Annotated in this window: 23 protein-coding genes; 11 read left to right on the top strand and 12 right to left on the bottom strand. The window is 42.3% G+C overall.

Annotated elements, in window-relative coordinates; genetic code table 11:
• Positions 1 to 304 precede the first annotated feature (304 nt).
• Complete coding sequence (locus AACW45_RS25055; protein ID WP_190635432.1) at positions 305 to 1,603, top strand: cation:proton antiporter; 1,299 nt, start codon at positions 305 to 307, stop codon at positions 1,601 to 1,603.
• A gap of 144 nt (positions 1,604 to 1,747) precedes the next feature.
• Here AACW45_RS25055 and AACW45_RS25050 read toward each other — a convergent pair whose 3' ends face one another.
• The 6 genes from AACW45_RS25050 to AACW45_RS25025 all read right to left on the bottom strand — a co-directional run bounded on the left by AACW45_RS25050 (position 1,748) and on the right by AACW45_RS25025 (position 7,747).
• Positions 1,748 to 4,036 (bottom strand): hybrid sensor histidine kinase/response regulator, encoded by a 2,289-nt coding sequence (locus AACW45_RS25050; protein ID WP_190635431.1) that lies wholly within the window; start codon positions 4,034 to 4,036, stop codon positions 1,748 to 1,750.
• 13 nt (positions 4,037 to 4,049) lie between these two features.
• Positions 4,050 to 4,475 carry a response regulator gene (locus AACW45_RS25045; RefSeq protein ID WP_190635514.1) on the bottom strand — a complete coding sequence of 142 codons (426 nt, stop codon included), beginning with the start codon at positions 4,473 to 4,475 and terminating at the stop codon, positions 4,050 to 4,052.
• A gap of 8 nt (positions 4,476 to 4,483) precedes the next feature.
• Positions 4,484 to 5,914 (bottom strand): sensor histidine kinase, encoded by a 1,431-nt coding sequence (locus AACW45_RS25040; protein ID WP_190635430.1) that lies wholly within the window; start codon positions 5,912 to 5,914, stop codon positions 4,484 to 4,486.
• Positions 5,915 to 6,204: 290 nt separating this feature from the next.
• A complete protein-coding gene (locus AACW45_RS25035) occupies positions 6,205 to 6,771 on the bottom strand; it encodes a phycobiliprotein lyase (RefSeq protein ID WP_190635427.1) in 567 nt (188 codons plus the stop codon).
• A gap of 153 nt (positions 6,772 to 6,924) precedes the next feature.
• Positions 6,925 to 7,599 carry a HEAT repeat domain-containing protein gene (locus tag AACW45_RS25030; RefSeq protein ID WP_190635426.1) on the bottom strand — a complete coding sequence of 225 codons (675 nt, stop codon included), beginning with the start codon at positions 7,597 to 7,599 and terminating at the stop codon, positions 6,925 to 6,927.
• Complete coding sequence (locus tag AACW45_RS25025; protein WP_190635425.1) at positions 7,520 to 7,747, bottom strand: hypothetical protein; 228 nt, start codon at positions 7,745 to 7,747, stop codon at positions 7,520 to 7,522. The genes AACW45_RS25030 and AACW45_RS25025 overlap by 80 nt, the downstream gene beginning before the upstream one ends.
• Before the next feature lie 147 nt (positions 7,748 to 7,894).
• On the opposite strand from AACW45_RS25025, the gene AACW45_RS25020 reads away from it, so the two are divergent.
• Positions 7,895 to 9,031, top strand: a complete 1,137-nt coding sequence (locus tag AACW45_RS25020; RefSeq protein WP_190635424.1) for a saccharopine dehydrogenase family protein — start codon at positions 7,895 to 7,897, stop codon at positions 9,029 to 9,031.
• Positions 9,032 to 9,692: 661 nt separating this feature from the next.
• The gene (locus AACW45_RS25015) at positions 9,693 to 12,383 is read left to right on the top strand and encodes a CHAT domain-containing protein (RefSeq protein WP_190635423.1); all 2,691 of its coding nucleotides are present in this window, start codon (positions 9,693 to 9,695) and stop codon (positions 12,381 to 12,383) included.
• A gap of 763 nt (positions 12,384 to 13,146) precedes the next feature.
• Here AACW45_RS25015 and rbsK read toward each other — a convergent pair.
• Together rbsK and AACW45_RS25005 are read right to left on the bottom strand one after the other, a co-directional pair.
• Complete coding sequence (gene rbsK, locus AACW45_RS25010) at positions 13,147 to 14,067, bottom strand: ribokinase (RefSeq protein WP_190635421.1); 921 nt, start codon at positions 14,065 to 14,067, stop codon at positions 13,147 to 13,149.
• Between the two features lie 128 nt (positions 14,068 to 14,195).
• The gene (locus AACW45_RS25005) at positions 14,196 to 14,855 is read right to left on the bottom strand and encodes a HEAT repeat domain-containing protein (protein WP_190635420.1); all 660 of its coding nucleotides are present in this window, start codon (positions 14,853 to 14,855) and stop codon (positions 14,196 to 14,198) included.
• Positions 14,856 to 15,215: 360 nt separating this feature from the next.
• On the opposite strand from AACW45_RS25005, the gene AACW45_RS25000 reads away from it, so the two are divergent.
• Positions 15,216 to 15,797, top strand: a complete 582-nt coding sequence (locus AACW45_RS25000; RefSeq protein ID WP_190635418.1) for a phycobilisome protein — start codon at positions 15,216 to 15,218, stop codon at positions 15,795 to 15,797.
• A 182-nt stretch (positions 15,798 to 15,979) separates the two neighbouring features.
• On the opposite strand, the gene AACW45_RS24995 is transcribed toward AACW45_RS25000, so the two are convergent.
• The 4 genes from AACW45_RS24995 to AACW45_RS24980 form a co-directional block, all read right to left on the bottom strand.
• Positions 15,980 to 16,720, bottom strand: a complete 741-nt coding sequence (locus AACW45_RS24995; protein WP_190538864.1) for a phycocyanobilin:ferredoxin oxidoreductase — start codon at positions 16,718 to 16,720, stop codon at positions 15,980 to 15,982.
• Positions 16,721 to 16,961: 241 nt separating this feature from the next.
• Positions 16,962 to 17,333 (bottom strand): response regulator, encoded by a 372-nt coding sequence (locus AACW45_RS24990; RefSeq protein ID WP_190538865.1) that lies wholly within the window; start codon positions 17,331 to 17,333, stop codon positions 16,962 to 16,964.
• A gap of 10 nt (positions 17,334 to 17,343) precedes the next feature.
• Positions 17,344 to 19,461 carry an ATP-binding protein gene (locus tag AACW45_RS24985; RefSeq protein WP_313933804.1) on the bottom strand — a complete coding sequence of 706 codons (2,118 nt, stop codon included), beginning with the start codon at positions 19,459 to 19,461 and terminating at the stop codon, positions 17,344 to 17,346.
• A 498-nt stretch (positions 19,462 to 19,959) separates the two neighbouring features.
• Positions 19,960 to 20,427, bottom strand: coding sequence for an orange carotenoid protein N-terminal domain-containing protein (locus AACW45_RS24980; RefSeq protein ID WP_190635415.1), 468 nt, complete (start codon positions 20,425 to 20,427; stop codon positions 19,960 to 19,962).
• A 230-nt stretch (positions 20,428 to 20,657) separates the two neighbouring features.
• Between AACW45_RS24980 and AACW45_RS24975 the strand changes: the two genes are divergently transcribed.
• From AACW45_RS24975 to AACW45_RS24945, 7 genes are all read left to right on the top strand, one after another.
• Positions 20,658 to 21,134 carry a DUF2656 domain-containing protein gene (locus tag AACW45_RS24975; protein ID WP_242045641.1) on the top strand — a complete coding sequence of 159 codons (477 nt, stop codon included), beginning with the start codon at positions 20,658 to 20,660 and terminating at the stop codon, positions 21,132 to 21,134.
• Between the two features lie 15 nt (positions 21,135 to 21,149).
• On the top strand, positions 21,150 to 21,854 hold the full coding sequence (locus AACW45_RS24970) for an ankyrin repeat domain-containing protein (protein WP_190635411.1): 705 nt from the start codon (positions 21,150 to 21,152) through the stop codon (positions 21,852 to 21,854).
• A 409-nt stretch (positions 21,855 to 22,263) separates the two neighbouring features.
• Positions 22,264 to 23,124, top strand: a complete 861-nt coding sequence (locus AACW45_RS24965) for a phycobilisome linker polypeptide (protein ID WP_190635410.1) — start codon at positions 22,264 to 22,266, stop codon at positions 23,122 to 23,124.
• 40 nt (positions 23,125 to 23,164) lie between these two features.
• Positions 23,165 to 23,914 (top strand): phycobilisome rod-core linker polypeptide, encoded by a 750-nt coding sequence (locus AACW45_RS24960; RefSeq protein ID WP_190635408.1) that lies wholly within the window; start codon positions 23,165 to 23,167, stop codon positions 23,912 to 23,914.
• A gap of 58 nt (positions 23,915 to 23,972) precedes the next feature.
• The gene (locus AACW45_RS24955) at positions 23,973 to 24,551 is read left to right on the top strand and encodes a phycobiliprotein lyase (protein WP_313933803.1); all 579 of its coding nucleotides are present in this window, start codon (positions 23,973 to 23,975) and stop codon (positions 24,549 to 24,551) included.
• A 272-nt stretch (positions 24,552 to 24,823) separates the two neighbouring features.
• Positions 24,824 to 25,447 carry a chromophore lyase CpcT/CpeT gene (locus tag AACW45_RS24950; RefSeq protein WP_190635405.1) on the top strand — a complete coding sequence of 208 codons (624 nt, stop codon included), beginning with the start codon at positions 24,824 to 24,826 and terminating at the stop codon, positions 25,445 to 25,447.
• Positions 25,425 to 25,787 (top strand): CpeR family transcriptional regulator, encoded by a 363-nt coding sequence (locus AACW45_RS24945; protein ID WP_242045640.1) that lies wholly within the window; start codon positions 25,425 to 25,427, stop codon positions 25,785 to 25,787. The genes AACW45_RS24950 and AACW45_RS24945 overlap by 23 nt, the downstream gene beginning before the upstream one ends.
• Positions 25,788 to 25,991: the final 204 nt, after the last annotated feature.

The following is a 25,991-nucleotide window of genomic DNA, read 5'->3' as shown; positions in this document are numbered from 1 at the left end:
AGGCGAAACCCGCTTGGCGACAACGTTCTGCCCTCACCCCCAGCCCCTCTCCCCAGGGGAGAGGGGAGCTAGAGATCCAATTCCCCTTTTCCCCCAGGAGAAGGGGTTAGGGGATGAGGGCGAGAGTCTTAATAGTCTGCGTGGCGTAGCAAGAGAGATTGTCCACAAATACGGTTGTCTTCAGCTAATAGAGGTAGAAATTATTGTTAATTATTTTGACAAAATATCTCCCTAGGTAATGCAGTCAGCAGTGCGATCGCCACTACACTGACAAGGCATCAGTTAAATTTTTATACAAATAGCTATGGTAGATGTTTATATTCTTGACTTACTAGTCATTGGTCTACTTTTGCTAATAGTTACATTAGGCTCAGGGTGGATTTCTCGGTTACCGCTTTCCTTTGCCTTAATCTATCTTTTAGTAGGGATTTTTTTGGGGCCTTACGGTGTAGGGTTGATTCAATTACGCCGGAATGATGTATTTAATGCGGAATTTTTAGAAAGAATCAGCGAACTTGTAGTGATTATTTCTGTATTTAGCTGTGGGTTAAAAATAGTCAGACCATTTAAATTAGGAATTTGGGATATTACAGCACGCTTAATTGGCTTTTTAATGCCAATTTCTATTTTTGCTATAGCTTTTGTCGGTAAATTTTTACTAGGGATGGATTGGGGAGCAGCTATTTTATTAGGAGCCATTCTTGCACCTACTGATCCGGTTCTCGCTTCGGAAGTTCAATTAACAGATACAAATGACCAAGATGAGCTACGTTTTGGTTTAACTTCTGAAGGTGGTTTGAATGATGCGTTAGCATTTCCTTTTGTATATTTTGGTCTTTATACCCTCAAAGATAGCAATTGGAATAATTGGTTGCGAGATTGGTTGTTAGTTGATTTAATTTGGGCGATCGCTTCTGGTATAGTCATGGGAATTATAGTGGCGAAAGCTATAGTTTGGTTAGATAAAAAAATTCAAAGACGGCGGCGTGCTGATAATTTGATGGAAGATTTTATCGCCATCAGCATGATTTTTATCACTTATGCATTAACAGAGGTAGTTAATGGATATGGATTTTTAGCAGTATTTGTTGCTGGTTTAGTTGCACAACACAGTTATCAAGATCCAGAAAAACCATTAGCACAACTAGAATTTATTGAACGATTAGAAAAACTGCTAGAAGTGGGCACAATTTTACTATTGGGGTCAATATTATTATTTAAGCCAATGGTTAATTATGCAATGCAATCTTTACTAATAATAATCTTATTATTTTTAGTAATTAGACCAGTAGGTGTGTGGATTAGTACCATTGGTAAACGTCCGCTCAATTCTCCGCGCCGCACCCTACATTCGGGAACTCGTTGGTTATTTGGTTGGTTTGGTATTCGTGGTGTAGGTTCTTTATATTATTTAGCCTACGCCTATGGTAATGGTTTAAAAGGTAATGTTGCCGAACAAATTGCTTGGATAACTTACACCACAATTGTAGTTTCGGTAATTGTGCATGGAATTAGCGCTACCCCACTAATGAATTGGTATGAACGCAATATTGCACAAGAGACAAAACCGCATATTCCAGCGACAATTGATGAGTTTGAATAATTTTGTCAATAGTCAATAGTCAATAGTCAATAGTCAATAGTCAATAGTCAATAGTCAATAATCAATAGTCAATAGTCAATAGTCAATAGTCAATAGTCATTTTCTTCCTTGTCCTCCTTGTCTCCCTTGTCTCCCTTGTCTGTTCTAAGCCAGCACTTTTTGTAGGGTATTGAGTAAAATTTGCGCTGTAAAGGGTTTGGCTAAGAATTCGCGAATACCTAAATCTTGCTTTTGCGCAGGAGATTCATAGGACATGAGTCCACTCATGGCAATAATTTGTATTTTTGGATTCATGCGTTGCAACATCATGATTGTGCTAGCACCATCCATTACTGGCATCATCATATCCATTAATACCAGTTTAATTTCATCTATATGCTGGGCATAAAGTGCTAGCGCTCCAATACCATCGCTAGCAGTAATAATTTTGTAATTATGGCTTTCTAAAGTAGTTTTTGCAATCTCACAAATTGAAACTTCATCATCAACAACTAAAATTAATTCACCATTCCCATTTGGTAATTCTGTATGTGTGACTGCGTTGGTTTCTGCAATTTCTCGACTGGGTAAATAAACTTTAAAACAGCTTCCTCGATCAACTTCGCTGTATACAGTCACAAAACCATTGTGGTTTTTAATAATACCCATGACGGTGGAAAGTCCTAAGCCTGTACCTTTACCGACTTCTTTAGTGGTAAAAAATGGGTCAAAAATTCGCTCCATAATTTCTGGGGGAATTCCTGTACCAGTATCTGCAATGGTGATGACAACATAAAAACCTTCTTTGGCATCAACATGCATACTCGCTGCATAATTTTTATCTAACCAAAGGTTTTCGGCATTAATATAGAGCGTGCCACCATTTGGCATGGCATCACGGGCATTAACACACAAGTTCATTAACACTTGATGCAGTTGAGTAGCATCAGCAAAAACTGTCCACAAGCTAGAAGTAATATCAGTTTTGGTTTCAATAGATTTGGGAAAGGTGCGTTGGGTAACTTGAGCTACATCTAATAGTAAATGTCGCAATTGCACTATAGAACGACTACCTTCAACACCGCGTGTAAATGAGAGAATTTGCTGGACTAAATCTGCACCCCGCTTGGCGCTGCTTTCGAGTATTTGTAATAATTGCTGCGTACTTTCATCAAGATTGGGAAATTTCAAGGGTAGGAGTTGAGCAGTGGCTAAAATTGGCGTGAGGATGTTGTTAAAATCGTGGGCGATACCACTAGCAAGAGTTCCTAAGCTTTCTAAACGTTGAGCGCGGAGAAATTGAGCTTCTAATTGTTTTTTCTGGGTAATATCTGTACTCAATGTCAAAATAGATTTGGGGTTACCAGCTTCATCGCGCATCATTGTCCAACGACTTTCAACGATGATGTTTTTACCATCTTTTGTGACTTGCTGTAACTCGCCTTGCCATTTACCTTCTGTGGCTAATATTGTCTGTATTTCCACAAAGGGTGGTGCAGTGTCACCAGATTTAAATAAGAGTTTAGCGGCATTTTTACCAAAAACTTCGGCGGTTGTCCAGCCATAAAGACGTTCAGCGCCTTTATTCCAAAATAAGATATTATTTTCTAGGTCACAAACTGCGATCGCATCAATAGAAATATCTAGTAGTGCAGCTTGCTCGTAGATTTTCTGTGCTGCTAATTTGCGATCGGTAATATCCTCAACTGTACCTACATGACCTAAAAATCTTTCATCTGCGGAATACATCGGGCTAGCCAGGGCGCGTACCCATCTTACCTCACCTTGGGGATTTAGCAGCCTGAATTCCTGCACCCAAGTACTTTGTTTTGATACAGTTTCTTCCCAATCTGCAACCACCGCAGCTTGTTCTTGGGGGTGAATGGCTTGCGTCCAACCTTCGCCTAAACTCTCCTGAGTGCTTAAGCCAGAAATTTCATACCATAAAGGATTATTGTAGGTTAGTTGTCCTTGAGCATCGGTTTGGAAGATCGCCAAAGGTGCTGAAGAACACAGTGTACGGAAACGGTCTTCGCTTTCCTGAAAAGCCTGTTCTGCACTATGGCGTTTATACCGTTCTTCCGCTTCCCGTAATTCTCGTTCTACAGCTGGGACTAAGCGAGTCAGGTTACCCTTGATGATATAGTCGTGCGCTCCCGCTTTCATCGCCGCTACAGCAATATCTTCGCCAATTGTACCGGAGACAATGATAAATGGTATATCTAGCTTGCGTTTTTGTACTAGCTTTAAAGCATCTAAACCGCTAAAGGCAGGTAGACTATAATCTGCAATCACAATATCCCATAATTGTTGATTGAGTGCTGCTTCCATTTCATCTGGGGTATCAACCCGGACATAATGCAAATTGTATCCAGCCCGACGCAACTCTCTAACCAGTAGGAGCGTATCATCTTCCGAATCTTCAACAATCAAAACACGCAGGTGGGGGAGCATCTTGACTTAGTCTCTAAATGGGCGGTACTTCGTTCATTAATAACCAGTACATTCCTAGTTGTCGGACTGCTTCCGTAAATTGAATAAAATCTACTGGTTTGCGGATATAACTGTTGCACCCCAAGCTATAACTATGAATTAAATCTTTTTCTTCACTAGAAGTAGTTAAAACGACTACAGGTAACAAACTAGTGCGTCTATCTTCCCGTAAACGACGCAATACTTCTAAACCATCAATGCGGGGTAACTTGAGATCCAACAAAATTACAGTCGGTTTAATGTTGATATCTCGGCCAGAATGAACGCCAGTACCAAATAAATAATCGAGAGCTTCTACACCATCGCGGGCTACGATGATCTCATTACTGATATGATTGCGCCTGAGTGCGCGAATAGCTAAAGCTTCGTCATCAGGATTGTCTTCTACCAGCAAAATCATTTTATTGGTCACGCTTGTGCTCCAGCCTCATCTGCTACTAATGTAAAGTAAAAAGTAGCTCCCTGTTCAACCAATCCTTCTGCCCATACGCGACCGCCATGTCGATGGACAATGCGTTGCACTATGGCTAACCCGATTCCGGTTCCGGGAAATTCATCTACTCTATGCAGTCGTTGGAAGGGGCTAAATAGTTTATTTGTGTAGGCCATATTAAAGCCCGCTCCATCATCGCGAACAAAATACACGGGAATACCCGTTTTTGGAGTTATGACGCCGAATTCGATTTTAGCGCGATCGTGTTTGGAAGTAAATTTCCATGCATTATCGAGTAAATTTGTCAATAGCATTTGCAAAAGTCGGCTATCTCCTTGAGCCGTTAACCCTGGTTGCACGATTAACTCAACCTGTTGCTCAGGGTGGCTTTCTTGTAACTCTATGCCGATTCTCCTCGCCAATGAACTGAGATCTACAGTTTCTAACTGCATATCGCTACGCATTAATCGGGAGAGATTGAGTAAGTCATCAATTAATTGCCCCATACGTTGCGTAGCTGACCGGATACGATGGAGATAGTCTTTTCCTGTATCGTCTATTTGATCTTGGTAATCTTCTAAAAGCGCCTGACTAAAGCCATCAATACTGCGGAGGGGGGCGCGTAAATCGTGGGAAACGGAGTAACTAAAAGCTTCCAATTCTTTATTTACTGCTTGTAGTTCCACAATTGCCCGTTGTAATCCTTGGTTGAGGCTAATAACTGCTTTTTCAGCCTGCTGGCGTTCTCGTACTTCTGCTTGCACATCAACTAAAAGTTCGGCGTGTTGCAGCGCCACAGCTAGGTGACTGGCAATTTCTGTGGCAAATTCAATTTCTGTAGCTTGCCATTCTCGCGGCGCGCGGCATTGATGAATACACAACAACCCCCAAAGGTTATCACCTTGTAACAAAGGTACTACTAAGTTAGCTTTAATTTGAAATTGTGCTAAAACTTGAACGTGACAATCGCTCAGTCCATAATTATCAATATCTGCCACAGCTTGAATTCGCCCTTGCTGATATTGAACTGCAAAGCGATCGCCAAAGCAATGATCGTGGATTCTTTGCGCCATAGCCGAGGGAAAAGCTGGATCTACATCTTCAGACACAAATTCGCCATCATCCCAATGAGAATCTGGGTAGAAACGAAACATCCCCACCCTGTCTGCTGCTAACAGTTGGCGCACTTCTGTGGCTGTGGCTTGAAAAATTGTCTCTAAGTCGATTGGTTGACGCAGGCGAGTAATTACACGGAATAATGCTTTTTGTCGCTGGATTTGGAAATTGGCTTGATTTATTTCTTGCTGTAAATTTTGAGTTTCATCTCCCAGGATTTGCTGTAGCTGTGCAAATGCGGCTTCATCGCGGCATAAATCCCGCAGTCTGGCTAATCTCTCTGGGTTCATGCTTTTTGATTCATTAAGTGCTGGTAATAATACGTAAGAGTAAATATGAAAAACAAAATCTAAATATAGTGGATATTACACTTAGGGACATCCAATTTTTTAAATACCCAATAAATTTGTAGTGCGAGCATCTTGCTCGCTGGTGTTCAAAAGCGAGCAAGATGCTCGCACTACGAAATATGGATAATTTATTTTTTGTAAGTCCCTTACTCTGTGTTCTCAGCGTCTCTGCGGTTTAAAAGTTAATATAACCGCAGAGGCACAAGGCACGGAGAAAAACTGTCAGAAAGTTAACTGGAGGCGGTATTAGCTGCTGGTGCAGCCTTCGCAGTTGCGGGAGCGCCACCCATGCGAATTTCTGATGTGAAAGAAGTCAAGCTATAGCCGCCCTGGTGTTTGATTACACTTACCCGCATCCGCAAGTTAGGGCTAGCAAACCAGAGACGCTCCTGTGTGGAAATAGTTTCCGATTCTATAGTTAGTGTTAAAGCTTCGTCACTACCGAGTGTATAACGTCCCGCCACAGAAGCTTTTTCTGCATTACCCTTGTCCCAAAGAAAATTGCCTTGATTGGGGTTATCGGCATCGGGGATTGAGACTAGTATATTAGTGCCACTGTGTTTTTCTTTATCACCTGCGATCGCACTACTGCCAGTAACTTTAATCGCACAACCAACATGACTGGGATTTACTTCATTGATTTGACACAGTTTAATCACTTCTGGAATATCTGCTGTCAGCATTTCAATGATGATATTTGATTTACCGCTTTCTGATTCCTGAGAAGCCAAAATATGGCTGGTACGATGGGAAAACCATTTACCAGCGCTTAACTCAAAAAACTCTTCTATATTCATGACTGAAACTCACCTGCATCAAAATGCTGAACATCCCACTTATTACCAAGGTAGCAGGAGGTGTGCTTTAAAGTTAGGGGCAGGGGGAAGGGGGACAAGGGAAGGGGGGCAAATGACCATTGACCAATGACCATTGACCATTGACCACCCAATTTAATTGCTGGTGCTTTCTAGCCGTTGCAGGGAAATTCTGGCGGCTTCGGCAACATGGGGATGGCTATCTTTTTCGAGGTATTTTAAGGCGGAGAGACTCTTGGGTGTGGGCAGATTACCTAAGGCTTCGGCAAGGCGTTGCCTTACTAGCCAATCTTCGGCTTGGGCAAAGCGGAGAATGAGATCTACAGATTCGATGTCTTTAATTTCTCCTAAAGCTGCGATCGCAGCTTGTTGTATTATGACTTCTTTACTATCTAGCGCTTCAATTAAAATGGCATGGGCGCGGGGATCTTGAATATTGCCCAGAGAAACTGCTGCACTAAAGCGGACTAGCCAATCAGTATTTTCATAAAACGCCCGTGATAGCACTTCAAAAGCTCTCGGATCGCCTAAATATCCTAAAGCACCAGCAGCATCGGCTCTGATGCCATAATCTGGGTCAGTTTCTAGAATTTTGACTAAAAGCGGGTAACTTTCTGGTGTTTGTTTCACTCCCAAGGCGAAAATTGCCATTGAACGCAGTTGCAGAGAGTCGTCATTCAACACCTTTTTAATTAAAGGTACGGCATCTTCAGAAGGAATATCGCGGAGATTAGCCAAAGCTACCATGCGATCGCGTAAATTTGCACTTTCTAACTGAGCAGAAATTTCTTCTAAGGTTAAAGCTGCCATTTTTATCACTTTCTTTACTTATCTTTACTTTATAAAATTTTTTCTCATAAAGGGAGTCTAATCCTGGGGCGGTTAACCAGACAAGGTTTAGTGGGGTATTGGGCATGGGGCATTGGGCATGGGGCATGGGGCATTGGGCATGGGGCATTGGGCATTGGGCATTGAGCATTGTGTCCCTTCCCTACTTCCTAGCCCCTCAACTACTACCTACCTACTACCCAATGTCTTACTTGTTGCTGATGACAAGCGGAACGGAAAATTGATGCAATAAATCTAGTTTTGACCAGCAGTACTCATGACAAACCGCGTTTTGATTCTTGGAGGTAGGGGAAGGATTGGTAGCAGTGTTGCTCAGGATCTAGCCACCCACACTCAGGCAGAAATTACAATTACTGGGCGTTCTCCTGTGGCTGAGGGGGATGATGCCAAGTGGCTAAGTAGCAAAAATAACTGGAATTTAGGCACAAATGTACAGTTTTTATTGTTGGACTTGGCGGAAGTTGATAAACTGCGAGAAGCGATCGCTAATTCTGATTTAGTCATTCACTGTGCTGGGCCTTTTCACTACCGCGATACTAATGTTCTTCAATTTTGTATTGAACAAGGTGTTAACTATTTAGATGTTAGCGATCACCGTTCTTATACGAGTAAGGCTTTAGAGTATAACGAAAAGGCTGCGGCTGCTAATGTCACAGCTATTATTAATACGGGAATTTTCCCTGGTATTTCTAACAGCATGGTGCGGCAATGTGTTGAGCAATTCGACAAACCAGAAAAAATTCATCTCAGTTATTTAGTATCTGGTTCTGGCGGTGCTGGCGTTACAGTTATGCGCACCACTTTTTTGGGTTTACAACATAATTTTGAAGCTTGGATAAATGGTAATTGGCAATTAGTAAAACCCTACAGTGACCGAGAAATTATTAATTTTCCCGCTCCCTATGGACGTAGTGGGGTTTATTGGTTTGATATGCCAGAAACTTTCACAATGCCTCATTCTTTTCCTTCAGTGAAAACGGTAATTACAAAATTTGGTTCAATACCCGATTTTTATAATCACCTAACTTGGATAGCTGCCCATGTCTTTCCTAAATGGTTAATGCAAAGTCGCGGCACAATTGAATTTCTATCTCATGTCAGTCATTTGATGACAGATGTTACTAATCCTTTTACGGGAATTGGGGTAGCAGTACGCGCCGAAGTTACCGGAGTAAAAGATGGTAAAACAGGTATTTATTGTGCAAATTTAGTCTATGAAAATACCGCCTTAGCTTCCGGTTGTGGTACGGGTAGTATTGCGCAATTACTACTCGAAGATAAATTGATAAAACCTGGTGTTTCACCTGTAGAAGAAGCTTTACCGACAGATTTATTTATACAAACAATGGCAAGCAGAGGCATTGAAATTAATCATAATTGGCTAGAAAATTAGAATAAATCTTTCTAAGGGGGATTTAGGGGGATCTGAAAGGTTTTGCTACCAGCGACAGAACTTTTAAAACATCCTCTAAGGTTTGATGGTGAAGACTTAGGGAATTACAAAAAATCAATTATCCCAAATTGTAGGGGTGGGGAAACCCCGCCCCTACGAGGATTTGCTGGCTGATCCCGCAATCCCGCCGTCACCCTAGAAGGGTGCGGCTAATTGAACAAAGCCCACCTCCGTGGGCTTAAATTTTCTTAGCCCACGCAGGTGGGCTTTGTAGCGTTAGCCCCAGGCTTTGAGCCTGCGGGTGGTATATCGGGTAAGCGAGAGAAAAATATAGATCGCCAATCAACGGTGTCTGAAAGTTGCATAACCTCACCCTGCTTAGAGCTATGTAAGAGTAAGCCATCAAATAACGGGGGTATTGTGGTTAATATATGCCAAAACTTAGCCAAATTCATCAAATCTTTAGCATTTTTACCCAGCTAAAAAGCATAACTTAATTACTGACAGATGTTTTTAAGTCCACGCGGTAGGGGCACGGCATCAGCCAGATTATGATATGTACCAGAAAATTGTCGGTGCCGTGCCCCTACGAAAGGCTCTGTGGTTCAATTATCACCGAAACTGCTGTAATCCTCATCCAGCCATAACTTCATCCTTTAATATGCGTTTTCACAAAATTGGTCTAAGTTTTCTCGCCCTAGTTATCGCCACAGTTTCCACACCGATAACTTCCAGCCTTTGTGGAACGCCGGGAGAATTACGAGTACTGGCGCAAACACCACAAGCTAGACAAGCCGAAGCTGATAGACTGATTGAGCAAGGTAATCAGCAGTTTCAAACCAGTCAATTTGAAGCAGCATTGCGATCGTGGCAACAAGCACTAATTATTTATAGAGAAATCAAAGACCGTCAAGGGGAGGGTGTGGCGCTAAGTAATCTCGGTGTTGCTTACAATACTTTGGGAGACTACCCAAAAGCCATTGAGTACCAGCAGCAGAGTTTAGCGATCGCCAAACAAATCAAAGATAGATTAGGGGAGGGTAAAGCGCTGGGTAATCTCGGTATTGCCTACTATTCTTTGGGAGACTACCCAAAAGCGATAGAGTACCACCAGCAGAGATTAGCGCTCGCCAAACAAATCAAAGATAGAGGCGGGGAGGGAAAGGCGCTGGGTAATCTCGGTATTGCCTACTATTCTTTGGGAGACTACCCAAAAGCGATAGAGTACCACCAGCAACACTTAGCGATCGCCAAACAAATCAAAGATAGACTCGGGGAGGGAAAGGCGCTGGGTAATCTCGGTATTGCCTACTATTCTTTGGGAGACTACCCAAAAGCAATAGAGTACCACCAGCAGAGATTAGCGATCGCCAAACAAATCAAAGATAGATTAGGGGAGGGTGCGGCGCTGGGTAATCTCGGTAATGCTTACAATGCATTGGGAGACTACCCAAAAGCGATAGAGTACCAGCAGCAGAGTTTAGCGATCGCCAAACAAATCAAAGATAGATTAGGGGAGGGTGCGGCGTTGGGTAATCTCGGTGTTGCCTACTTTCAGTTGGGAGACTACCCAAAAGCGATAGACTACCAACAGCAGAGATTAGCGATCGCCAAACAAATCAAAGATAGACTCGGGGAGGGTGCGGCGCTGGGTAATCTTGGTAATGCTTACGATGCATTGGGAGACTACCCAAAAGCGATAAAGTACCACCAGCAGAGTTTAGCGCTCTCCAAAGAAATCAAAGATAAACTCGGGGAGGGTACGGCGCTGGGAAATCTCGGTCTTGCCTACTTTCAGTTGGGAGACTACCCAAAAGCGATAGACTACCACCAGCAGAGATTAGCGATCGCCCGGGAAATTAAAGACCGTCAAGGGGAGGGAGAGTCTTTAAACAATCTAGGACTGGCTTTTTACAAACAAGGTAATCTCAGCGCGGCAGAGAAAACTTTGTATGAGGGAATTAAGGTTAAAGAATCTCTGCGAGGTAAAAACTTACCTGATAGCAACAAAGTATCTTTATTTGACACCCAAAAGAGCATCTACATACTTTTACAACAAGTTCTCATCGCCCAAAATAAAACTGATGCTGCTTTAGAAATTGCCGAACGCGGTCGCGCTAGGGCGTTTGTTGAATTGTTAGCATCTCGTGTATCTACTAATAATAAACAGACCGAAAAATCACCCCAAGCACCAACAATTGCCGAGATTAAACAAATTGCTAAACAGCAAAATGCCACTCTCATACAATATTCTATTATTTATGATTATTTCAAATTTCCTGGTAAAGGAAAAACTAAAGAATCAGACCTCTATATTTGGGTTGTCAAACCTACAGGTGAAGCTACATTCCGCAAAGTTGACCTTAAACCCCTGTGGCAAAAAGATAATACAACTTTAGCTGAATTAGTTTCCAGCACCCGCAACTCTTTGGGTGTAGTTGATGACGACAGGAGTATTTTTGAATCACAATTCAATAACCCTAATAATGAAAAAGCCCAACGAGAAAACTTACAAAAACTCCATCAATTATTAATTAAACCCATAGCTGACTTATTACCAACCAACCCCAATCAACCTGTAACTTTCGTTCCTCAAAGTAGTTTATTTCTTGTTCCTTTTCCTGCACTAATGGATGAACAAGGTAAACCAATAATGGAAAAACACACTATTCTTACCGCCCCAGCAATTCAGGTGTTAGACTTTACTCATCAATTAGGCGCAGGGAGACGAACTAATTATAATAACGCCTTGATTGTCGGTAATCCTACTATGCCTTTAGTATCTACAGAACCTAATAAACCTGCAACAAAGTTAAAGCCACTCCCAGGGGCGGAACTTGAAGCAAAAACAATTGCTAAGATGTTAAAAACTCAGCCGATTTTGGGTAAAGAGGCGACGAAAGCCAATATATTGCAACGCTTATCTTCATTCGATGTGATTCATCTAGCTACACACGGTTGGGCGGATGATAACCGGGGTTTGGGTAGCTGGATTGCTTTTGCACCATCGCTTAATGATGATGGTTTACTCAAGGCTGAGGAAATTTTAGATTTAAAATTAAAAGCCCAATTAGTCGTTCTCAGTGCTTGCGAAACGGGAAAAGGCAAACTTTCCGGTGATGGGGTAATTGGGTTGTCGCGTTCGTTGATTTCTGCGGGGGTTCCTAGCGTGTTGGTGTCGCTGTGGCAAGTACCGGATGAACCGACACAATATTTAATGGTGGAGTTTTATAAAAGTTTGCAAACTCAGCCTGATAAGGCGTTGGCGTTGCGTCAAGCGATGTTGAAGACTAAGGAGAAGTTTCCGAACCCTGTTAATTGGGCGGCGTTTACATTGATTGGGGAAAGATAATTCGTAATTCGTCATTTGTCATTTGTCATTATTTAGGCAATCTCTAATATCGATAGATTTTTTGTGAAGAGACGGGGTTTTGCTGTGTCCTGACAATATATTCTAGTAGTCTGTCAGGGTTGAAATGAGGGACAGTAGTGTGAGCGTCTCGCTCACGCGGGCAAGACTTCGGCGTGAGCGCTCAGTCGAACGCTGCCCGCACTACCAAAAACCCCTCAAAACAAAATTGACAGACTACTAGAGGGCATGGCAGTGCCAGTGCCCCTACAATCTGTTTTTTTTGCGGAAAATGCGCTAGCTTTATCATTTACACATATTGAGGACTGATTTTTAAATTTTTGGTAAAGAGAAATGGCAATTTCCTTCTCGTTTATCGAAATCAAGTAATCATTTTTGTGTTTTAAGTAAGCAAAAAGCCATTTTACCTTCTCGTTAAGGCTTAACGAGTTCTCATTATTGTGTTTTGCGCAAGTAAAATACTATTTCACCTACTCAAAAAGCCATATCGCTTACTCGTTTCGGTAAATCACGCACTCATTTTGGTGTTTTCCGCAGGTAAAATACTATTTCGCCTACTCATTTGGGTAAATCACGTACTCATTTTAGTGTTTTTCGCAGATAAAATTGTTGGGTTTTACGACCTTCTACCCAACCTTGTATCTTAGGAGTCGTGTAAAAATAAGTTGAACAATTTAATATTTGTAGTGCGGGCATCTTGCCCGCGCGAGCAAGATGCTCGCACTACTTCTTTTTACTTGATGCCTTACCGCCTTTCCTGCAAAAACGCCTCAAATGTTAACCTATCAGGTAACGAAGTTTGCGCGCCTGCTTTTGTTGCAGCTAAAGCACCCGCAGCTGCACCCCACACAACCGCTTGATGTAAAGAAAGTCCTTCATAAAGTGCGGCGGCTAAACCACCATTAAACGCATCACCCGCCGCAACTGTATCTACAACTTGAATGGGAAACACGGGTACAAAGAAACTTTCCTCAGCAGTGGCGCAGAAAACACCTTTTGCACCAAGTTTGACGATCGCACTTTTCACACCCCGTTGTAATAAAATTGTCGCTGCTGCTTTTGCTGATTCTTCATTATTCACTGGAAAACCCACCAATTGCCCTGCTTCTACTTCATTGGGTGTAATGATATCTACTAATGGATAAAGTTCATCTGGCACATGAGATTGTGCAGGTGCAGGATCGAGAATTACTTTTACCCCTGCTTGATGGGCTGCTTTCGCCGCCGCTACTACAGCTGCGATGGGAATTTCAAATTGTAAAAGTAAGGCGGTGCTATTTGGTAATAAATCAGATAATCGTTCTACATCTTCGTGATTGACACGCCCATTAGCACCAGGAACAATAATAATTTGATTTTCACCTTTGTCATCAACAGCAATCAGCGCCACTCCCGAACTGACATTATCATCAATCGAAATATTGCTAGTATCTACACCAGAATTTTCTAAATTGTAGATTAATTCTGAAGCAAAACTGTCTGTCCCTACACGCCCTACCATATAAGTAGGAACTTGTAAACGTGCCAATGCTACCGCTTGATTTGCGCCTTTTCCTCCGGGAATTTGGACAAAGTTATGCCCTAATAATGTTTCTCCCGCCATTGGTAATCGGGGAACTGTGGCGACTAAATCTATATTAATGCTGCCAAAAACAATAATACTCATGATTAGTAAGTCTAAATTCTGTAGTGCGAGCATCTTGCTCGCTTTTGAACACCAGCGAGCAAGATGCTCGCACTACAAATTGATTGGGTATTTAAAAAATTGGATGTCCCAATTCCCCCAATTCCCCCTCAAGAAATTAAAGTTTCCATTGCGGCTCCGACTACGCGATGATCGGTATCTTGTCTGAGTTCTGCAAGGGCTGCTTTGGCTTCAGGGTTATTAAAATGCTTGAGGGCATAAGCAACTCGCACTCGGATATATTCAGATGCAGAATTTTTCAGAATTAGAAGTTGAGATAAAGCCGCCGCAGACTGGCGAGAATTTGCTAACCACCCCAAACCATCAACAGATGCTTCCTGAACTGCTGCATCGTCGCCGTCTAAGCCCAGAAGACACACTTCTAGAACTTCTTCCGGGCAATCCATTTCTACTAAGGCGGCTAAAATACTACGACGTACTAACCAGTGATCGTCTCGCAAAAATGTTTGCACTAAATGAGAGGCAGAAACTTTACCAAATAAGGATAGGGAATTACAGGCTTCGGCGCGGACGTTGGGCGTGTTATCAAATTTGATAATTTGTAACAAAGCGGCAAAGGATTCTGAGGTTTTTTGCTTACCCAATTCCCTAGCTACAAAGGTGCGTACCAAAAATTCTGGATCTTGAATGTGGCGGCTAAGTAAAGGAACAGCGACATCAGCCGGATAATCTTGCAGGGCGGAAATTGCCTTCAGGCGGTATTGAAAATCTGAGTTTTGCAGTTCGGTTTCGATTTGACTGAGATCCATAAAATTTATGATATTTTGCACTCTTAAATTACAGCTATTTTCAGGTAAATCAACCACGCTGTAGGGGCACGGCATTGACAATCTTTTGGTACATACAATAATTTTACTGGTGTTCCCTACGACAGATGTGGTTCAAATAGGTGAAAACTCCTGTAAGTTACAGCCTTTCAGGAATGGGAAAGCGTTCTCCTTTGAGGTAAGCGTTAAATATATAGTCTTCTAAATTGTTCATAGTTTGCCTGTTGAGTTTGCTAACAAATTAGCGCTAAATTGTTACTCATAAGTTACTAACAGCTTTGCTGGAAATTTGAAACAGAGCAAAAGTTTTACCTTCCCAACAGTCGATTAATAATTTTGACCATGACTCAGCCACAATTGAGTGAAAAAGTCCGAGAATTGATTATAAAAGCCAGAATTGTCAGTTTTGCTACTTGGCAAAATACTCATACACCAGAGGCTATTCAGCTATTCCAGGCGGCTGACGATGAGGGACGGTATCTCACCGATGAGGATTTGCAGCAGATTCAGCAGCTTGTACCTACACATACAGCGCTCATTCCTGTAAGTCAAGAATTACGCGATCGCGTCCAGGAAATTATAGATGAAGCCAGAAGCCAAGTATTAACTCAATTTCCCAACATTACTCAACCCGGTGGCGGACTCTACCCTTCAATTAGGGCAGAGGCTTGTTGGCGTGATTTTTGGCACTTTCTGCGCTGTATTACTTACGGTATATCTGGTCAACATGCTGACTATACAAGCGCTGATGGATTACACTATATGAAACTGTTGTATCAAGAATTGCAAGTACCTTTAGATGCAATGGTGGTGGGGTTAGAAGGTATTAAAGCTGCTAGTTTAAAGCGAGTAAAACCAGAACAGCAAGAAATGGTTGCACCTTATTTCGATTGTTTGATTGAGCAGTTAAAGTTATTTCGATAAATTGAAAATGGGCATGGGGCATGGGGCATTGGGCATTGGAATAAAAGACAACTGACAACTGACAACTGACAACTGACAACTGACAACTGACAATTAAATATCCCCGAATTCTTGGAGGAAATCGGGGATATAGTAAATCGACAAGGTAAATTTTTATTATGAAAAAGCTATAAATGACATTTTTATGCTACATAGTCAAACAGCATAGTTGTCATGTAGCGATCTGCCCATTCTGTACCAAAGGATTTTTCGAGAACACGCCGGGTTTTATCATTTTGTTGCTGTTTGGTACAGTAATTTCGTTGCCCTGCAAGTACTTTGGAAATATCTAGATTTGATGTGAGCGGTGTTTGTTGACTAGCAATTTGACAATGAATGGTTAAAAATTCCCGAACTCGGTTGAGAAACTTATCTTCTTCTTCAGGGTTTCCGGGACGAATAAATAGACAAAATTCGGAAAAAATATCGCCCCACTCTGGTAAAGCGCGTGGTTGAGAAAACTCCAGGGCGGATAATACAGATAATTTTTGATAATAGCTAGATGGGAGAGTGCGATCGCTACTAATAGGAGACAAATCCGCGATCGCTGCACTAATTCCGCCTTTCCCGCCAACTAAATCTGTACCAAAGATGGGAATGGCATATTCAGGATTGGGGAACATGACACAGTGGAGAATATCTAATCCATTGCCAACCTGAGCCAATTCTAAATGCAGTTTACGAAATTGCGGTGTTTGATAGCAATGATTTTCAATGATGAGCCGTTCGCCTTCTAGATGTCCCTCAACATACCCTAAACCTTCAGGTACAGAGTAAGGTGACAAATCTAGATTTTTTTGCCAAATTTCTTCAATAGAATCGGCTAATCTGCGAATTAATTGATTTTGACGGTTTCTGATGGAGGCTGACATAGATTTCAACATAGACTTCTCTGGAAAAAAGAATTAATATTTACCTTGGCGCATAGTTTGTGCAAAATTTGTGCAGAGGAATGAGCGAATGGGAAAATGGGCAAGTTAGCCCCTCATAAAAAAATCCCACAACCAAACCTGAAAATCTGTCTTACCGAGTACATCACAGCATAAATAAACATACCATTCCAAATCAGTGAAACGCTTACTCTGTCTTAATTTTGAATTTTGAATTTTGAATTTTGAATTGGTATTACCAATGGAGAATTCTACTAATTTGCTCTGGGAGATCCAAGGAGTTAAAGGGTTTGGTAATCACGCCACTCACGCCTAAATCATTAAACTGACGCTTTTCTGCTGTTTGTGCTTTAGCAGTTAACAGAATTACCGGAATTTGTTCGGTTTCTGAATGAGATTGCAGTTCTTTAAAGGTAGCTATACCATCCATATCTGGCATCATCACATCCAACAGAATTACATCAGGTTTTTGAGTTTGTGCAGTCTGGATACCTTCAAAGCCGGAACTAGCCGTGAATACTTCCCATCCCGCAGCCATTTTGATGCCGAATTGCACAACGGTTTGAATTGTTTCTTCGTCATCAATAATTAAAATTCGCTTTTCCATAAATTACCCCTCATGAAATCTGGGTGCTGTCAAGGGTAGGTAATGTGAAGGCAAAGGTACTACCGCAACCTGGAGTACTTTCTGCCCAAATTCTGCCGTTGTGCTGTTCAATAATTTTGCGGCAGATTGTTAACCCTAAACCAGTACCACCTTTTTTCCGGGAATCTGACGAATCGACTTGTTGAAACCGTTCAAAGATTCGTTCAAGTTGATCGGCGGGAATGCCTTGCCCTTCGTCTCGTACCCGAAATACCACTTCTTTGGGGAAGTTTGGGGAAGTTTGTTCTGGTTCTACAGTCAGCCAAACAGTTCCCCCTGGTGATGAAAACTTGATAGCATTGCTAATTAAATTTGTTAAAGCTTGTAAGATGTAATCGGCATCTGCCCAAACTGAGATATCCTGGGGTTGTTTAACTAAAGTGATTTCTTGCTGTTGTGCCATTGCTTGCATTGCCTCTGCAGCTTGGATCGTCAAATTAGCCGCATTACAGGCTTGACACTCCATGATCACTTTACCAGACTCAATGCGCTGTAAATCAAGGACATTGTTAACTAAGCGTACTAAGCGTTCAGTGCTGTCATCGGCAATGCCTAGCATTTGTTGCCCTTCTGCGGAAAGATTGCCCAATCGCCCTGTAGCTAAGATTTTTAGGGCACTGTGCAAGGAAGTTAGGGGTGTGCGCAATTCATGACTGATGATGGAAATAAATTCATCTTTCATCCGTTCAATGGCTTTGCGATCGCTAATATCGCTACTTAAAGCAAAAAATCCCTTGACTGCCTTCTGATCATCAACATCAGGGATGTAAGTCACATCAACCGCACGCGAACTGCCATCTTTTAAAACGATATCATTTTCATAGTTAACGGCTTGCCCAGATAAAGCTCTTTGCACATAAACTTGCATTCTGTGGTAGCAATCTTCGCCCCAAACCTGTTGCAGATGGGAACCATAAATTTCTTTGGGGGATTGTCCCAGCCAATCTTGATATGCTTGATTATTAAAGCGATATTGTTGGCGATCGTCTACATAAGCAATGAGTACAGGCAAAGCATTGGTAATTAAGCGCAGTTGTTCCTCACTCTGTCGCAATGCTGCTTCCGCCTGCATCCGCACGTTAATTTCCTCTTGTAACTCTGAAGTTCTGGCGGCGACTACTTCTTCTAAATGTTCTAAAAGTTGGGCTTGAGATAAGGCAATACTAATTTGATCGGCTAATTGTTGCATCAATTCCAATTCAAAATCTACCCAATGGCGATAGTTATTGCATTGATGGGCGATTAATAACCCCCAAAGTTGATTTTGAGCGCTTGCATTGAGATTTTGGACGATGGGGACAATTAATTTCGCTTTAATCGCAAATTGATCGACAAATTCCACCAAACATTCTGCCAAACCAGCCGCCGGATCGTGAACATTTGCGATCGCTCTTACCCGTCCTTGAGCATACAATTGTTGATATTCCAGGGGAAAAACTTCTTGGGGAAATTCCAGATCCATGAGTGTGGGGTAATCTGGTAATACCGATTCGCTGATGGTTTTACCTGTACCATCCGGCAATACATGATAAATTAGCACGCGATCGGCTTGGAGAATCCGTTGCACTTCCGTGACGGTGGTATGCAGAATTTCCTTAAGCTGTAACGACTGACGAATTTTCAGCGTCACTTCCGAAAATAATTCCACCCGTTGCTGTTGCTGGCGTAATTCCGCTTGCATCGATTCCCGGCGCTGACTGATATCTCGCAACAGCAGTAAATGACAACGGGGAAGAACATTTGGCGTTAAAGTATATTCCACCTCTCGCCGGCTTTGGCTAGCAGATGCAACTAACAGTTCCCCAATCAATGATTCTTTCGGTAGACAACTCACAGACTTGAGTTGACGAGTAAATTCCGCCGTGATGAAATTAGATAAAGCTTGTCCTTTGAGTTGCTTACGGGTGAGTCCGAGTAATTCACAAGCAGCAATATTTAAATCTAGGAAAAATCCGCGATCGTCAATTAGGGCGATCGCATCATGGGCGTTTTTATATAAACTGTTCAGCAGACGCTTGTGAATGCGTCGTTTCTGTTTCGACTTTTTCCCGCCAAATAGCGATCGCTGCTTATAAGAACGTTTTGACACCTGCATCTATCTGCAAAAGGACTATTTTCATTCTTTACTGAACTTATCTAAAGTTCAAATGTGATTAAGTTAATGTTGGAAAATTTAACATTTGGGAATAGTCTTCAAATATCAGGCTACTAGCATCATGCTTTGCATAAAGCGATCGCAAAAGCGCAAAACTATAACTTTATTTACAAATAAATCAATAATGTTGATTTTTTGATAATACAAATTTGAACAAAGAATAGGACAGATTGTAGGGGCATGGCAATGCCATGCCCTCTAGAATATATTGATGTGTCGCTGGTGCGATCGCTGCATTATATTATGAACATTATTGTCCTAAAACCCTCTTCTATTTACGTAGAAGAGGGTTTTAAACTGGGTTTCCTTACTTCAATGTAGGAAACGGATTAGGTAATCAAAAAACTTTTGCTCAACTTCTTTACTGACTATGTACACTCATTAAAATTAGCTTCAGCATTGAAGTTTGACCATTTCAACCATCTATCAGACTTACATTACAGAAGGCTTACCACCGTCTGATAGTAAAGAGTCGCGGAGAAAAACAAATTGCTGTTCAAATCCCATTGGTTTGAGTGCTGATATCAATGACTTAGCCTCTGAGGAGGGTTGATAATCCGAGGGAGCCTGGATGATTTCCGAGCGCTCCATCCCTTGCGCTAACTGATACCAAAAAGCCAGCTTGGTGTTATTGGTTAGAGAATTGTATTCACCAGCTACGTCTGTGTTTGTCCCCTTGAGCAAGTCACGCATCAATTGCAATTGCTCATCTTGAGACATACCTTGAGCTTTATTAAACAACTCATCAGAGTTGTCAGGAGCCGTACCATTTGGCTCTTTCATTCCTGATTCGCTACAGATAAAACCGTAGACGTACCACAACACAGCAAGTTGATCGTCTACAGATAGACGCTTAAAAGTTTCAGCATGTTTTGCAGCTTGGCTTGTGTAAGCAGTCATAAATTATTCCAAATTCATCAAGTATTGCAGTTAGGCAATTTAAATTAATCACCGTAACGTTACTAAACTTAACGAATTGGATTTAGGTGTTTAACCCTACTAAAGTTAGAGAATAGGAATGACTTGAAGCGTTTTCCAACCTGCCCATAGCATGATGTAATACCCATATCAGAAGCTATCTGCTAGGCCTCAAGTCGCTTAAACCCTAGCTGTAATTATGCTGAATCTCAATGCCTAATCAATCTTCAGGGCGAATGCTGCTCTCTCACAACTTTAATGTTTCTCCTGATACTATACCCGCCCTCAGTCGCGAAGAATTTGCGGAGGTGTTTCAATCAGGTTTGAGTGCCTATGAAAACCTAAAATGTAGACTGGTGAATCATCCCCATTGGACTGTAGAAATTTTATTCCCTAGTAATGAATTTTCGCCGCAGCAAGTGGGCGAACTCTGTGCCAAAGCCTTAGCCGAGAAGCGGAGATTACAGCAATTAAGTGCAGAAAATAACCCGGAAATTTTAGTTTTGGGTGGTATCAAAACAACCCCACCTACTAGTGATTCTCCTGATGCATTGCAACCGGGCAACTGGGGTGTGGATGTAGTCGAAACTGCATCTGGTGAAGCATTTTTGCAGGCGATCGCCTGGGATGCTACCATTGCTCAAAAAGCCGCAGATAGTATCTTCAAAGTAGAATTCAAGCAAACTTGAACTAAATAATTACCAATGCCTTCTCTCAACGAAGATTTGATCCGCGCGATCGTCAAAGGTGATATTGCATCTGTAGAAAGCTTATTAGCTCAAGGTGCAGACGCTAATACCACTGGAGGCGTGACAGCCTTGGGAGCCAGTAATACAGCATTAATGTGGGCAGCTAGTGAAGGTTATTTCGAGATTGTAGAATTGCTGCTAGCTCATAATATTGATGTCAATGTCAAAAATCCCACAGGTTACACAGCCTTAATGTTTGCCGCAGAAGGCGATCGCCGCAATATTGTATCGTTGTTGCTAGATCGTGGTGCGACTATTGGCGATCGCAATTCCTACGGCGAGACTGTGCTGATGACAATGGCACGGCGCGGACAAACAGATATTGTGCAACGTTTAGTAAAAATGGGTGCTGAAATCAATGCCACCAATAACATCGGTGACACAGCATTATACTTAGCAGCCGATAATGGGCACACATACACCGTCAAAGCATTGATTGAACTAGGCGCACAAGTAAATACAGAAAACCTCGGTGGTTGGACTCCCCTCATGATGGCAGCCGCCAGAGGCGATTTAGAAACCATGAAAATTTTGCTAGAACATGGCGCAGACTTTCGCCCCAAAAATCGCTGGGGTGCTACAGCCTTGAGTGAAGCCCGCAATTCCTTTCGTGCAGCCCAAGCAGCAGATTTATTAATCCAAGCAGGAGCGACAGAGTAGGAGAAAGGATGACAATTGTAGAGACGCGATTCATCGCGTCTGTGATTCATCGCGTCTTTGATTCATCGCGTCTTTGATCAATGCCCCATGCCCAATGCCCCATGCCCCATGCCCCATGCCCAAAAATAATCATTTGTGCAAACCGAGTGCAAAAGTCTCTCATTTCATCAAGATTTACAAATCTTGATGCACATCTTTACTCGGTCGTAAGAAAATGATCATAACAAAGCGTATAAAACGCTAAGAAGCTTAATCGTCCAGGACATTACAACTTTCATGTTTATGAAAGCTGGAAATTTTGCTTGCAACAAATCAATCCCACGATTGGCTTGACCTGGACGATTAATCTGAATTTAATTTACAAATTGAAACAGTTTTCTTAAACTTTCGTTAACAGGAGAAACAATTAATGCCATTTGGACCAGCTTCACGCTTGGGAGTTAGCCTCTTCGATGAAACCCCTCCCGTTGAGTGGGTAGCAGGCCGCTCGCAAGAAGAAGCAGAAACATTCATTAAGGCAGTCTATCGGCAAGTATTGGGCAATGCCTATGTAATGGAAAGCGAGCGCCTCACTGTGCCCGAATCGCAGTTTAAGCGGGGTGAATTGAGCGTCCGCGAGTTTGTCAGAGCCGTGGCTAAATCTGAACTTTATCGTTCTCGCTTTTTTACCAGTTGTGCGCGCTACCGGGCGATTGAACTCAATTTTCGCCATTTGTTAGGTCGGCCACCACTGGATTTAGAAGAAATGCGTGCCCACAGCACAATTCTAGATACTCAAGGGTTTGAAGCTGAGATTGATTCTTACCTCGACAGCGATGAGTATCAATCCACCTTTGGGGAAAATATTGTTCCCTATATCCGGGGCTATAAGACAGAAGCTTGTACCAGCATGGTGCAATTTACCCATACCTTCCAACTGGTGCGGGGTGCTTCTAGCAGCAGCTTGAAGGGTGACTTATCAGGTAAGGCTCCCAAGCTGAATGCCCTAGTGATTCAAGGTATTCCCACACCAGTAGTCTCACCTGCTAGTAAGGGTGCAGTGTTCTCTGCTCGTCCTACTGGTTCCGTTACTCGTCTGGGAGTCGATGGCAGTGCAGGTGGTAAAGTTTACCGGATTGAAGTCACAGGTTATCGCGCCAAAACCTTCAACAGTATTTCCAAGTTCCGCCGTTCCAACCAAGTCTATTTGGTGCCCTACGATAAGCTCTCCCAAGAGTATCAACGGATTCACCAACAAGGCGGCGTAATTGCCAGCATCACTCCTGTCTAAATCAGCTGAAAAATTAGCAAAATAGAGGAGATAGATTTCAATGACATCCCAGACAATTCTTGAACTTTGGCCGACTAGTAGCTTAGAAGAAGTTCAAACAATCATTCGCGCAGTTTACAAACAAGTTTTAGGCAACCCTCATGTCATGGAGAGTGAGCGGTTAGTGACAGCAGAATCACAATTGTGCGATCGCTCTATCTCTGTACGGGAATTTGTTCGCGCTGTTGCGAAGTCTGATTTTTATCGCAATCGCTACTTCTCGTCCTGCGCTCCCTACCGGTTTGTAGAACTGAACTTCTTACACTTGCTAGGACGCGCACCCCAAGATCAACGGGAAGTTTCTGAGCATATTATTCGGACTGTAGCCGAAGGCTACGATGCGGAAATTGATTCCTACATCGATAGTAATGAATACGAAACAGCCTTTGGCGAAAACATCGTACCCTACTATCGCGGTAAGAATAGCGCTGCTAATCCCAAGCAAGTAGGCTACAACCGGATATTTGCCCTCGATCGCGGCCCTGCTCAAATTGACAGCGCGGTTAAATCTGCTCAATTGGTATACGCTGTAGCTACCAACAGCGCCAATGCGATTAAACCCTCTTCATCAACTGTGATTGGTTCTGGTACAGAAAAGCGGTTCAAAATTTTGGTTAAAGGTAGCAAATTTGACAGCCCCCGCCGCATTAGTACTACAGAGTACATTGTTCCAGCTAGTAAGATGACTCCACAAATTCAACGGATTAATCGCACTTCTGGCAAAATCGTCAGCATTACTGAAATTGTGTAATGTTTAACTGGGTGGGCAATGCCCACCCTTAATAAATTAAGCTTTTTAATCAAAAATTGTGCTAAAAATCACTGAAAAATCTCCCATTGCAAAAACCAAAGAGTTGATGAATATTACAGAGTTTGTGGCAAATTCTCTAGGGCGTTGGCGATCGCAACGCAGCGCCCATCATTTAGCATTCAGCCACTTTGAAGCCGTACAGTCCGAGATAGATATTATCGCTCTCCCAGATGACGATCCAGCCGTAATTGACTTATGTAAAAGCTATAACATCGATCCACAGACAGCAGTTTCCCCATTTCGCATGAGTTGGGAAGGACAATCAGATTGGGATGACAATGAAATCAAAGGTAGCTGTATTCTCGTTCCCATTCCCGATCCTACCGATCCCCAGCGCGGTAAACTCCTACGCGATCAAGGCTATGCAGAAACCATCGCGGCTGCTGGCGACTATTACTTAACAGAAGACGGCACATTTGTCCTGACAACCGCCTACGATCGCGCCGCCGCCGAAGAAAAAATCTGGTTTGTTAACCCCAACGTGCGTTGTCGAGTTTCCCTAATTAAAACCAGCGCCGGTTCAGGAGTTGTCACAGCTTCCTTTTCTTCAGAAATTCGCCAGGGTGTTCAAAGTTAAGTTACCCATTCACCATCAAATCTCACACCAAAGCATGAAAATCTCTCTTAACAGTCAACAGTCAATAGTCAACAGTCAACCGTCAACCGTCAACCGTCAACGATAGATCCAAAAATACAGCACTAGTCATTTCTAGTCATATAGATACAACATCAAAACGTGCAGTTTCAAGAGATACTGATCGCGTTAGCTTTGCTATGTCATTTTTCACAAGTTAAGGTCATCATTTGAAATTTTCATTCTCCTAATTGTTTATTTATCCTCATTAAGTTATGACCTCTTCATTACCACATATTCGCGAAACTGTATCGAATGATTTAATTACCTTAGCTCGTTGGATGGCAGGTGATTTCAGCAATTATCAACAGGCATACGAAAACCCTAAAGATTATGCCCATATTCACGTATTCTTTCGTCCCTTAGCCTTTGAATTCTTCTCAGGAATTGGGCTTTATTCCGAACAAGTTTATGACTATGATTTGTGGCGACCTTATCGACAGGGTGTGCATCGTTTAGTCGATAACGGCGATCAAATTTATATCGAAAATTACAGTTTAAAAAACCCTCTTTTATATGCTGGTGCAGCCCGCGAATTAAGCATTCTCAAAACCATCACCCCAGATTGTATAGAACGCCGATATCACTGCTCAATGATTTTTCAACGCGAGGGAGATAGATTTATTGGCGGTGTGGAACCGGGAAACTTATGCTTAATCGAAAAAAATGGCTGTCAGACTTATCTCCACAGTTACGTTGAAATCACCCAAAGCACTTGGGTAAGCCTTGATAGAGGGCTAGATGTGAATACACACGAGCAGATTTGGGGGTCTACCTTTGGGCCTTTGCGGTTTGAAAAAAGGGAGAGTTTCGCTCATGAAATTCCAAACATCCTATGAAACTTCTCTAGCCAATCTGGGCATTAAGCCGAATATGCTACCCCCAGAAGCACAGAAAAAAATGCAATGCTGGATTCGCAGCAGACATTTAATTTGTTCTGGTAACTTCTTTGTTTTTGAAACTGTAGATTACAGTGCGATTGAGCGTTTTTCTCAATGTGTGGCTGCGTTGGGAGGTACTGTGATTACCGTCGATCCAGTGGACAAAATTTGGATGGGCGCTCATCGTCAAGTAATTCTTTATCGGGCAAGAGCTAGTTTGCATACACCTTGCCACAATTTGAAACAATATTGGCTGAAATATGGAGGTTTTCGCACCCGATTTGATGAGCAAGTTTAATTGATTTGCTAGATATCAAATCTGATGAAGTCTACTAAGGTGTTGCATAATTGACACTCCCCCGCTAATGGGAGCATCCCAATTTTGACGCAATACCCTAGAACTGGAGTTTAGACTAAACACATGACAAAGTAACTCAGGATAACTGAGTGACAAGCTTTACACCCAAAAATGGAAAAATCAACGAATTAAGTAGATTGTGGT

The sequence above is a fragment of the Calothrix sp. FACHB-168 genome (genome assembly GCF_963889195.1).
Classification (GTDB): domain Bacteria; phylum Cyanobacteriota; class Cyanobacteriia; order Cyanobacteriales; family Nostocaceae; genus Aulosira; species Aulosira anomala_A.
Note: the sequence above shows the minus strand (reverse complement) of the source record. Positions and strands in the feature narration are given on the sequence as shown.

Coding starts and splice junctions, on each gene's coding strand:
- AACW45_RS25055 (WP_190635432.1), top strand. CDS start 305: ATGGTAGATGTTTATATTCTTGACTTACTAGTCATTGGTCTACTTTTG.
- AACW45_RS25050 (WP_190635431.1), bottom strand. CDS start 4,036: ATGCTCCCCCACCTGCGTGTTTTGATTGTTGAAGATTCGGAAGATGAT.
- AACW45_RS25045 (WP_190635514.1), bottom strand. CDS start 4,475: ATGATTTTGCTGGTAGAAGACAATCCTGATGACGAAGCTTTAGCTATT.
- AACW45_RS25040 (WP_190635430.1), bottom strand. CDS start 5,914: ATGAACCCAGAGAGATTAGCCAGACTGCGGGATTTATGCCGCGATGAA.
- AACW45_RS25035 (WP_190635427.1), bottom strand. CDS start 6,771: ATGAATATAGAAGAGTTTTTTGAGTTAAGCGCTGGTAAATGGTTTTCC.
- AACW45_RS25030 (WP_190635426.1), bottom strand. CDS start 7,599: ATGGCAGCTTTAACCTTAGAAGAAATTTCTGCTCAGTTAGAAAGTGCA.
- AACW45_RS25025 (WP_190635425.1), bottom strand. CDS start 7,747: ATGCCCCATGCCCAATGCCCCATGCCCCATGCCCAATGCCCCATGCCC.
- AACW45_RS25020 (WP_190635424.1), top strand. CDS start 7,895: ATGACAAACCGCGTTTTGATTCTTGGAGGTAGGGGAAGGATTGGTAGC.
- AACW45_RS25015 (WP_190635423.1), top strand. CDS start 9,693: ATGCGTTTTCACAAAATTGGTCTAAGTTTTCTCGCCCTAGTTATCGCC.
- rbsK (WP_190635421.1), bottom strand. CDS start 14,067: ATGAGTATTATTGTTTTTGGCAGCATTAATATAGATTTAGTCGCCACA.
- AACW45_RS25005 (WP_190635420.1), bottom strand. CDS start 14,855: ATGGATCTCAGTCAAATCGAAACCGAACTGCAAAACTCAGATTTTCAA.
- AACW45_RS25000 (WP_190635418.1), top strand. CDS start 15,216: ATGACTCAGCCACAATTGAGTGAAAAAGTCCGAGAATTGATTATAAAA.
- AACW45_RS24995 (WP_190538864.1), bottom strand. CDS start 16,720: ATGTTGAAATCTATGTCAGCCTCCATCAGAAACCGTCAAAATCAATTA.
- AACW45_RS24990 (WP_190538865.1), bottom strand. CDS start 17,333: ATGGAAAAGCGAATTTTAATTATTGATGACGAAGAAACAATTCAAACC.
- AACW45_RS24980 (WP_190635415.1), bottom strand. CDS start 20,427: ATGACTGCTTACACAAGCCAAGCTGCAAAACATGCTGAAACTTTTAAG.
- AACW45_RS24975 (WP_242045641.1), top strand. CDS start 20,658: ATGCCTAATCAATCTTCAGGGCGAATGCTGCTCTCTCACAACTTTAAT.
- AACW45_RS24970 (WP_190635411.1), top strand. CDS start 21,150: ATGCCTTCTCTCAACGAAGATTTGATCCGCGCGATCGTCAAAGGTGAT.
- AACW45_RS24965 (WP_190635410.1), top strand. CDS start 22,264: ATGCCATTTGGACCAGCTTCACGCTTGGGAGTTAGCCTCTTCGATGAA.
- AACW45_RS24960 (WP_190635408.1), top strand. CDS start 23,165: ATGACATCCCAGACAATTCTTGAACTTTGGCCGACTAGTAGCTTAGAA.
- AACW45_RS24950 (WP_190635405.1), top strand. CDS start 24,824: ATGACCTCTTCATTACCACATATTCGCGAAACTGTATCGAATGATTTA.
- AACW45_RS24945 (WP_242045640.1), top strand. CDS start 25,425: ATGAAATTCCAAACATCCTATGAAACTTCTCTAGCCAATCTGGGCATT.